Annotated in this window: 9 protein-coding genes; 1 reads left to right on the plus strand and 8 read right to left on the minus strand. The window is 46.6% G+C overall.

The features are described 5' to 3' along the window. Window positions 1-261 precede the first annotated feature (261 nt). The 3 genes from V7Z60_RS07260 to V7Z60_RS07270 form a co-directional block, all read right to left on the minus strand. Complete coding sequence (locus V7Z60_RS07260; protein ID WP_334117170.1) at window positions 262-1065, minus strand: flagellar motor protein MotB; 804 nt, start codon at window positions 1063-1065, stop codon at window positions 262-264. An 11-nt stretch (window positions 1066-1076) separates the two neighbouring features. Beyond that, a complete protein-coding gene (locus tag V7Z60_RS07265) occupies window positions 1077-1844 on the minus strand; it encodes a MotA/TolQ/ExbB proton channel family protein (protein WP_334117171.1) in 768 nt (255 codons plus the stop codon). Window positions 1845-2130: 286 nt separating this feature from the next. After that, window positions 2131-4236, minus strand: coding sequence for a methyl-accepting chemotaxis protein (locus V7Z60_RS07270; protein WP_334117172.1), 2106 nt, complete (start codon window positions 4234-4236; stop codon window positions 2131-2133). A 200-nt stretch (window positions 4237-4436) separates the two neighbouring features. On the opposite strand from V7Z60_RS07270, the gene rbsR reads away from it, so the two are divergent. Then, window positions 4437-5444 carry a ribose utilization transcriptional repressor RbsR gene (gene rbsR / locus V7Z60_RS07275; protein ID WP_334117173.1) on the plus strand — a complete coding sequence of 336 codons (1008 nt, stop codon included), beginning with the start codon at window positions 4437-4439 and terminating at the stop codon, window positions 5442-5444. A 401-nt stretch (window positions 5445-5845) separates the two neighbouring features. Here the strand turns inward: rbsR and V7Z60_RS07280 are convergent, their stop codons facing one another. The 5 genes from V7Z60_RS07280 to V7Z60_RS07300 form a co-directional block, all read right to left on the minus strand. Next, window positions 5846-6676 (minus strand): C39 family peptidase, encoded by an 831-nt coding sequence (locus V7Z60_RS07280; protein ID WP_334117174.1) that lies wholly within the window; start codon window positions 6674-6676, stop codon window positions 5846-5848. 37 nt (window positions 6677-6713) lie between these two features. After that, window positions 6714-7187, minus strand: a complete 474-nt coding sequence (locus V7Z60_RS07285; protein WP_334117175.1) for a hypothetical protein — start codon at window positions 7185-7187, stop codon at window positions 6714-6716. Between the two features lie 53 nt (window positions 7188-7240). Then, complete coding sequence (locus V7Z60_RS07290) at window positions 7241-7420, minus strand: hypothetical protein (RefSeq protein ID WP_334117176.1); 180 nt, start codon at window positions 7418-7420, stop codon at window positions 7241-7243. Between the two features lie 177 nt (window positions 7421-7597). After that, a complete protein-coding gene (locus tag V7Z60_RS07295) occupies window positions 7598-8185 on the minus strand; it encodes a LysM peptidoglycan-binding domain-containing protein (RefSeq protein WP_334117177.1) in 588 nt (195 codons plus the stop codon). 455 nt (window positions 8186-8640) lie between these two features. Next, entirely contained in the window at window positions 8641-9333 is a 693-nt protein-coding gene (locus V7Z60_RS07300; protein WP_334117178.1) for a TVP38/TMEM64 family protein, read from the minus strand. Window positions 9334-9426: the final 93 nt, after the last annotated feature.

Consider the following 9426-nt stretch of genomic DNA (forward strand, 5'->3'; position numbering starts at 1 on the left):
CTGTCAACTTCAAAAAAATTACATATATTTGCTTTTTCAAGATAAACAGCAGCGGCTTTATTTCTCTTCAGACGAATTAATTTCCCCAAGAACCGCCTTAACACGGATTTCCTTCACTTTGTTTAACTATAAAGGTGATTTTAAAGATTTTATAAACAATTCTTTTTTACTTCACATTTTTAATTAAACAATGCGCCCGTCTCAGAAAAAGCCTGCCATGAAAAAAAGTCCGGACTGCTGCATGCAGTTCGGACTGATTCACTAACTGTTCATTTTCTTGATTATAATCTCAACGCGACGATTCTGCGCCTTGCCCTCATCAGTGTCGTTTGAAGCCTTGGGGTTATTTTCAGCATATGCCTGGACGGAAACGTTGCTTTCGCTGATGGCACCCTTGGAAACGAAGTAGCGCATCACGGTTACGGCACGGGCGGAACTTAATTCCCAGTTTGATGCGTATTTGCTTCGCTTTGAAACAGGAACGTTGTCGGTATAGCCGGCAACGACGACAGGATTTGCACTGACCTGCTTAAGATCAGGAACAAGCTTGTCCAGCATCTGTCTGACCGCATCGGAAAGATCTGCCGAACCCGAACTGAACAGAATGCTCGAATCAAGATTCAGGTGAACACCGTCGCTTTCGTAGCTGACAGTCGTATTGCCGGCACGGCCTGTAGCTTGAATGTCCTGCTTGAGCTTTTCAGCAACTTCCTTCAACTGCTGCTGTTCCTGAACGCGGGCCTGCTGTTTGCTGAGACTGTTCTGAACGCTCTGCTCACTCGCCGCCGCCTGCTTTCTGGTCGAAACGGATGATGCCCCCTTGCCCTTCGTCGCCGTTTCGCCCATGTCAATCACATTGTCCACAGCTGAGTCGTTCTTGATGGGGTTGAGCGCCATGACTTGATTGAATTCATTTTTCAAGGCATTGAATTTGTTCGAATCAACGTTGGACATGGCAGAAACAACGATGAACAGACCCAAAAGCAGGGTCAGCATGTCTGAATACGGCAGAAGCCAGGCTTCACTGGCCTCCTCTTCCTTTCGTTCCTTCTTTCTTCTAGCCATGTGCTCTCCTCCTATTCTTCAGAATCCTTGCGTTTTTCCGGCGGAATTTGAGCATAAAGCTTTTGTTCGATGACTTTTGCGGAATGTCCCGCCTGAATGTCCATGATACCTTCAATAATCAGTGTCTTAAGCAGAACTTCTTCTTCATTCTTGGCTTCCAGACGCGTTGCAAAGGGAATCATGACCAGATACCCCATGAAGATACCAAAGATTGTTGCAACGAAGGCCGAGGCAATCATCGGTCCCAGCTTGTTGATGTCGGAAAGATTCCCCAAAGCACCGATCAAGCCGATTGCGGCACCCATAACCCCCAGTGTCGGTGAAGTTGAGCCTGCCGTTTTGAACAGACCTGACATGCGATGGTGTCTTGCCTCCATCGCATCAACTTCTGATTCCATTAAATCCCTGATCTGCTCGGCTTCAGCACCGTCGACAACAAGCTCCAGCCCCTGCTTCATAAACGGATCGTCAAGTTCGTTAACGGGTGCTTCGAGAGCAAGAAGTCCTTCACGACGAGCAAGGTTCGAAAGCTCGACCAGCTTTTCAATCGTCCCGTTCAAATCCGGCTCTGCATTTGACATCAGCACCTTCATGACCTTTGGAAGACGCTTGATGTCCGCCATCGTATAGGAAGACAGGACAGCGGCAATCATTCCGCCGAAGATGATTACGAACACTTCCCCGTTCAAAAGCATCGCTACGCTGGCGCCCTTCAAAACCAGGGCCATCACGATACAGATTGCCCCAAGAACAAGCCCTATTATCAAAAATATATCCATTTCGTTCCCTCCGTAACTAACTGCTGTATATGTACACAACTGTTATATCGGTAAAACACGCTTAAAATTAAGCCGTCCGATTAAGATGTATAGTTGACCTTTTTGAGAGTAATTCTTGAATATTTATGATTTTGGAGATTTGCCCGTAAATGGGCAGCCCTTGGTTACAATCAAAGTACACATTTAACGCCGCATACACAAACAAAGCCCCAGATGATTTGCAATTAACTGCAAATCATCCGAGACTTTTATTAGAGATATAGTTTTTTCAGCTGCGTTTTACCCTTTATTTGAAACGCTTTGAATGCTCGGCCAGCTCGTCAGCCGTATCGCTCAGTTCTCGAACTGCGACTGCAAGTTCTGACATAGAGGCTGAAACTTCTTCCGCATTTGCGGAAACCTGCTCCGTTCCGGCAGCATTTTCCTCAGTCGAAGCTGAAATCCTGTCGAGGCTTTCGCTTACCCTGGCTTCGATTTCATTCAGAGAATCATTGCCGTGCTTGATTCGTTCGGAAGTTGAAATAAGCTGTTCGGTGTTCCTGTAGACCGCTTCAGTGGACTTGATTGCAGAATCAATCAGCTGCGTCTGTCGCCTGCCGACTTCCTTTGAAATTTCGACTTCATCTGACAGACGATCCGACTTCTGCTTGATTTCCTCAATGATGCCGGCAATCTGGCTCGTCGACTCCTTGCTTCTGACCGCAAGCTTCCTGATTTCCTGTGCGACGACCGCAAATCCCTTGCCGGAATCGCCGGCACTGGCAGCTTCAATGGATGCGTTCAGAGCAAGCAGATTGGTCTGTCGCGCAACTTCATTGATTACGCTGATGACCTGCGTGATGTTCTGGATGCTGTCGCTCAAATTCTGCATCTCGTTGACGAGACGTTCAGTCTGTTCCTGCGAGCTGTTCCAGTTGGTGCTTACTTCCGTCATCGTTGCCATGTTCTGCTGATTCAGGGAAGCTGTCTGCGTCGAAACGTTGTCCAGCACGTCCACGTCCTTCGCAAGCTCACTGGCAATTCTTGAAAGTTCCTTCATCTGCTCATCGCCCTGAACCGTTTCACGCGCCTGGTTCTCGGTGACGCCTGCCACGTCGGTAATCGTCTGCGACACTTCGTCAACGGCACTTGCCGTCTGTTCAGAAGTCTCGCGCAGCTTCTCTGCATTTCTGGCCGTCTTGACCGCGCTTGACTTCACGCTTTCGGTCAATGCGGAAATCGAATCAATCATTTCGTTGTAAGCCAGCGACATCTCGTTTAATTCGCTGCGGTCCTTTCTTGGTTCAACTGCCATTCTGGCAACTTTGGCCTGGAGGCTTCCGCCCAAGGCATCCGTGTCAATGCGTTCCAGATAACCGTCCCTGCCGCGGTTGAATGCCTTCGTAAAACTGCCGAGCATGATTTCGACCGCCTTGATTACAAACATCGATGAAAGCACGACCAATACGACCATCACAATCGAAACAATCAGCGACGTCCTGACAAGCTTGCCCAGTTCCTCACTGAGGTCATTTTGAGGAACAAACGCAAAAGCCCATGCCTGACTGTTCGCACCGCCCTTGTTATAGTAAACTTCGGAAACTCCCCTGATTCCCGAAACCCTTAAAGTTCCCTTCGTCTCCTTTGCCGCCTTTATTTTTCTGTATACATCGCTTGATGAAATGTTCTGACCCTTTCTGTACATTTCCTTCGTATCGCCGGACTTGGTTCCCATTACGTCCCCCTGCTTCGAAATCATGGTAATCGTCCCTTTTTTACCAACGTTCAGAGGTCCGACGGTTGCTTCAACCTTGTCGTATTCGACACGCAATGCCAGAACACCCTGCTGATTGCCGCTGTTTGAGACCGCGCTTGAAACGATTGAATAATACTGTCCAGTCGATTCATCATATGCAGGTTTCGTCCAGTAAACGCTGGACGTGTCGCTCATGGCACCCCGGTACCAGTCCTGAGTTCTCGGATCGATTTTTTCCGACAGGCTGTTCAGTGCGTAAAGTCTGCCATCCTGCGTTCCAAAATAGACGTTGGAATAGACACTGTTTCCGGAAAATGACGTCTTCATCGTATCTAGTATCTTCTCTTCCGTGAACTTTCCCTGCGTGAATCCGGAAAGAGACGTCCCGGAGTTGACCTTTGCCTCGGCATCAGACGCAATGTCCGACAATGTCTTTTCCATCACCTGGGCAGCAGTTTCCTTTGAAAGCTGGTTGCGCTCATTCAAAAGATGCCTGGTCTGAAGATATGATGTCGAAAACATCACGACAATCGACAGCAATGCTGCGATGATCATGAAGAAACCGGCAAACCGTCCCAATGACTTGCGATGCTCCTTTTCTTTTCCGCTTTCGTGTCTGCTCCTTTTCTTAAACAATGTATGTATGTTCTTCTTCAATTCTCATTCCTCCACAAGATGCATGTACTTCTATCAATCGGATATTTTGCTTAGTTTTAAACATATAAATGGTATAATTTTTTAAAATATCTTAAAACATCATGTAAATATGATATAATGTTAGCTATATGGGGTACAATTGAGCATCTTAACTGTATTTCATTCGGATTTAACCAAAGCTACAAGAAGGATTATTTGCCATGACCAACAGAGTTACAATCAGGGACGTCGCACGATACGCCGACGTTTCAATGTCAACCGTTTCGCAGATCTTAAACGGAAAAGCCAGCCGTTTTTCGAACGATACGCGCAAAAAAGTACTTTATGCGCGTGATGCCCTGGGATACGTTCCGGACTTCAACGCCCGAAATCTGATTACTAATTCGGTCAAGACCATCGGCGTGATCGTTCCTGACATCGGCAATCCGTTTTTCAGCACTTTCATTAAAAGCATTGAACTTCTGGCAATGGAACAAAACTGCATCCCGCTGATTCTGAGTTCAAACGACAATCAAGAACTCGAGCGCAGGCACCTCGAACAGCTGATTAACCGCTCAATCGACGGAATCATCATTGCCAGCCCCTCAATCGGGCAGGAGGAGATTGACAATCAGCTGAAGAAAAACCGCATTCCCTATCTTCTGATTGACCAGAATCCGATTGCAGACGGTGACCGCGTCATGACGGATGATTTTCACGGCGCAGAACTTGCCGTCAATCATCTTGCTCAACTGGGACATCGCAAAATCGCCATGATTATGGCAAACAGGCCTTCAGACAATCTCAAGCGGCGTTTCTTCGGATATAAGCAGGCACTTAAGGCAAACGGGCTTGCTTTTGACGAAAATCTCGTCATTTCAACCGAGATGAGCAAGATCGGCGGTCTGAACGCAGCAGACAAGCTGGTCAGAACCGATGCCACCGCTGTTTTGACGGTCAACGACGAGGTGGCCATTGGTCTTTACCACGGATTGAACCTTTTGGGCAAAAGCATTCCGGACGACTACTCGGTCGTCGGCTACGACAACATCGATCTTGACGAGTACCTCGCACCGCCCCTGACCTCAATTTCCCAGCCGGTTCATGAGCTCGGGGCAACTGTCTTTGAAAAGCTCATCGGACGCATCAGGAATCCCGATCTTCCCCAAACGGAGGTCGTTCTCCCGGTAAAGCTGGTCAGGCGCAACAGCACGAGAAGACTAACCTGAAGTTTTCAGGAAATGAAGGCACTTTATATGAAAGTTAAAACGGGACTTTGCTTGTGTATGCTCGTTAAATGTGTGGCTTTGACCGCAACCAAGGGCTGCCATTTACGGACAAATCTCAACGTAATAAGGAGCTGGAATTTACGGGATCATGAGCGCTCGGCTCCACACCTTGTCTAATCGGGTTCTGCCTCGCATTCACCCTATCACAAGCAGTGACTCCCTGGACGAGTTTCACTCGCCTTCGGTCGTCCTCATGCTTGTGTACGGGCTCATGAGCGCTCGGCTCCACACCTTGTCTGATTCCGTAATCCCGCCTTGAAGCCTTGACTGAGCAGGCGATTTTCAGCACTGCATTTAAAAACAGGACTTCCCAGCAAGGGAAGCCCTGTTCATTAACTTTTTCACTTTGTTACATATACTGCCTGTCTGCCCATCTGCTTATAAGCGGCGGCAAAGTCATCCCAGCCTACCTCGCGGTTCTTATAGCCATAGGGATCGTTGATGTAGACCACCCTCTTGTCACGGTCGAACCCGGTGATGCAGACACTATGCTCGCTGTAGGTCACGTCAATTTTTCCGTCAGGTGTGTCCCATGTCTGAAAATCGCTGACCGGAGCAAATGCAGTCGTTGTGATTGTCCAGACAGGATGACCTTCTTCAACCTTGTTGATGACGGTATCAAAGTTTGAACCTGTCAGATCATAGACATTATCAGAATATTTTCTTGCCAGCTTGTAAATGGGCCCGTGATAAACGCCAAGGCCGGGCGACGTGCTTCCTGAGACTGATCCGACGAACCCGTCATTGGGATTGCCATGCTCCCCGTTGTCATATTGAAGCGGAACCGTTGCAATATTGTCGGCAAGCTCAGACTTGGTAACATCAATTCCGTTATAGTTCAGGACCATTGCCAGAGACGTCACTTCACACCCGTTGTACAGCTTGGGAGCATCCATCTGATTGATCAGCGGAACGTCCAGCACCACGCGCTTCTTGTGAACGACCTTTACTGCACTTTTGGCATCCTCTTCGTTAAGCAAATCTGATGCCTGATCGACAATATTTCCCGGGTTATATTTCCAGACAGCTGCAGCTGCCCCAATCAATAAGATGACGGTAACCGCCAGAAAGAAAGGCGCCCTGGATCTTCTGCGGGAAACTCTGCGCCTGACTTTCTTTTTCGAACCCGAATATTTTCCCCGATTACTACTCCTCCTGGAAGTATTAGGCATAATTGTCACCTTTCCAATTCAAGAAAATATTTACTGATTAGTCTTCATCGTCATGCCTTACAAGCGACATGCCGCCGTTTTGTTCATCATCATCTTCTTCCGCAGGACCAATGCCAAGCGCCTGCGAGAAGGTGGCGTCAACGATTGCAATGACGTTTTTGGCAAAATCCTCATCATCTTCCGCATCAATGTCGACTGCACGCTGATCGTAGTGCGGTCCGACGGTATCGGACAGAAAATCGATAAGTTTGTTGTGGATGGCAACGACCAGTTCCCAATTGTCCTCATCACTGTAATCAACCTCTTCCTGACCGTTTTCAAGCGCTTCGCTGGTCAGACGCATCATCGCATACATACCCGCATGCTTCGAGAGCGTGAACAAGGCATCGGACAACAGCAGCGGCAACTTGACATAGTCGCGGTAGATATTGTCAATTTCCTTATAGACGTTGTACTGATCATTGATGAAATTCATGAACTGCTGTTCTTCTTTTTCAATATCGTATTTCATTAAAGTTCCTCCCTGAAAGTTCGTTGTTTCAAAGCTCTGCATTTTTCTTCATATCAAGCAAATACGTAAACGTAAAATAAATATCCTCCCAAGCCCAGGCAGCACAAGCCGATTACAAACAAGATGAATCTTGTCATCCACGAATCTCGTTCGTGCATCCCGATTGCGCTGACGATCATCAGCAATCCGAAAAGGGCAAAAAGCAGGATAATCAGTATTATTGACAGCCGCACCTCTTCCACCTCAGTTAAATTGTTATCATTCAACAATTATAGCATAAAACACGAGGCTTGTAATGCTGTTCCTGAATGCAAAAAACGCCGCAATGCTTTCAAAAAAAGCCGTGCAGCGTTTCAATTTCAGACCGGAGCAATCATTCGATTCGGTCGATTCATTAATGTTCGTTTCTTTTAGTACCAGCCGTTTTGAAGCCAGTGTGACTTGGCATTTGCCCATGAACCGTAACGGTTGAGCACGTAGCTTTCTGCGACGCGTTCCTGGTTTTCAGCAGAATAGTCGCCGCCAAGGTATGCACTCGAAAGCTGATACTTTCCATAGTAGTTGCCGTTTTGAGCAGTGTATGAGCCACCTGATTCACGTGAAGCAATCCAGTCGCGCGCAGCCTGTTCGCTTGATGAGGCAACTGCCTGCGAAGTTGTCTGCTGCGTCGTAACCTGCTGTGATGACTGTTGAGTTGACTGCTGGGACGTCTGCTGCTGTGGTGCCTGCTGCGTCGTCTGTGCGCTTTGTTGAGCGGAAGCGGCGGCATCGCCGTTATTCGTATTGACCACAAGCTTTTGTCCCGGGAAAATCAAGTGAATGTTCTGCAGTGAATTCAATGATTGAATTGAAGAAACAGTCGTATTATTCTCATCGGCAATTTGAGATAAAGTATCGCCAGATTTGACTGTAACCGTATCAGCGTTTGCTGCGGCTGCACCTGCAACCGTAAAACCTGCAGCACATGCGATTGATAAAGCAACTTTGTTAAATTTCATAAATAAATTTCACTCCTGTGTTTTATATCAAACCTATTACGTCTGTAGTAAGCATTGTTCTTACTCTGGTGAAGATCCTCACGCTCGCTTGCCTCACGAGCTAACATGGAACATTATATGGGAGCAATGTAACAATCAAGTACCAGGATAATTACAAGCAAGCGTTTTCTTGAAATTTTTGTTACATTCTGTAATATTTAAAATGTGACTTTTTAATGATTTTTTTGAATATATTTACCTTGAAGCCTTGACAGCACTGGATTTCTCGACTTTAGAATAAATCTATCCTTATACTAGGTTGATAACAATTCGTTTCCACGATATTTTTCTGAAATTTGCGAAATTTTTTTTGAAAAAAAAAAATTCCGGCCTTCTCTTACCAAAATACAGTAAGGAAACCGAAATTTGTAACATTTTTGAAATATTGTAAAATCCAATTTGAATGTTTGTTCGCATTAACTGCTGCTTTTCCTTTGCTTACGCCATTTCCGGTAGATGAAAACAACTGAAAACAAGATTACAAGTCCGACCAAAGCCCCGACTGCAAGGACTTTGCTTCCTTCAAAGATTGCATTTCCGCCAAAGGCATAGATGAAAGACGTCGGCAACATGCCGACCACGATGCATGAAATTGCAGTTGAAACGGGCAATTTCAGATGAACGTTCACGTAGTTGACTATAAATGAAGGAAACATCGGCATCATGTAGCCTGCGAGAATGCCGTAGATCTTCTGCCTGTACTGTTCGATCTCCGCAATGAAATCTTCGATCTTCTGCGAACGCTTCGGCAGATCGTAACGCGTAAAAAACAGCCACATGCACAGATTCCCAAGCGACGTGCCGCAGAGGTTCATCAAAAAACCGATTTCCGGCCCGAAACATGCGCCGTTGAAAATGCAGATGACAGAACTCGAAAGAACCGGAATGGCAGTGGTCGTTGTCGTCAGCAATAACAGAAAGAACGCATCCTTCATCCCATGCTCGCGAAAAACGGTTTTGAGCAATTGACGGTCAACGTCCGGATCCAGAAAAGCAAGCAGCTGACCGATGTAATCGTGAAAGACGAACCCGAAGGCTGCGATCAGGATTATCAGGTCAATCAGACAAAGTACATAGATCAACCTTTTATGTTTCAATTTCCTTCTCATTGCCAAAATGATCACCTGCTTATGAAAACTTTTCTACTACGTTAGTTGCTAGTTTGTAATATTCCCATGATTTCCAGGTTATGGGTCAGCATA

The sequence above is a fragment of the Ligilactobacillus sp. genome (assembly GCF_036846325.1).
In the GTDB taxonomy this organism is placed as follows: Bacteria; Bacillota; Bacilli; order Lactobacillales; family Lactobacillaceae; genus Ligilactobacillus.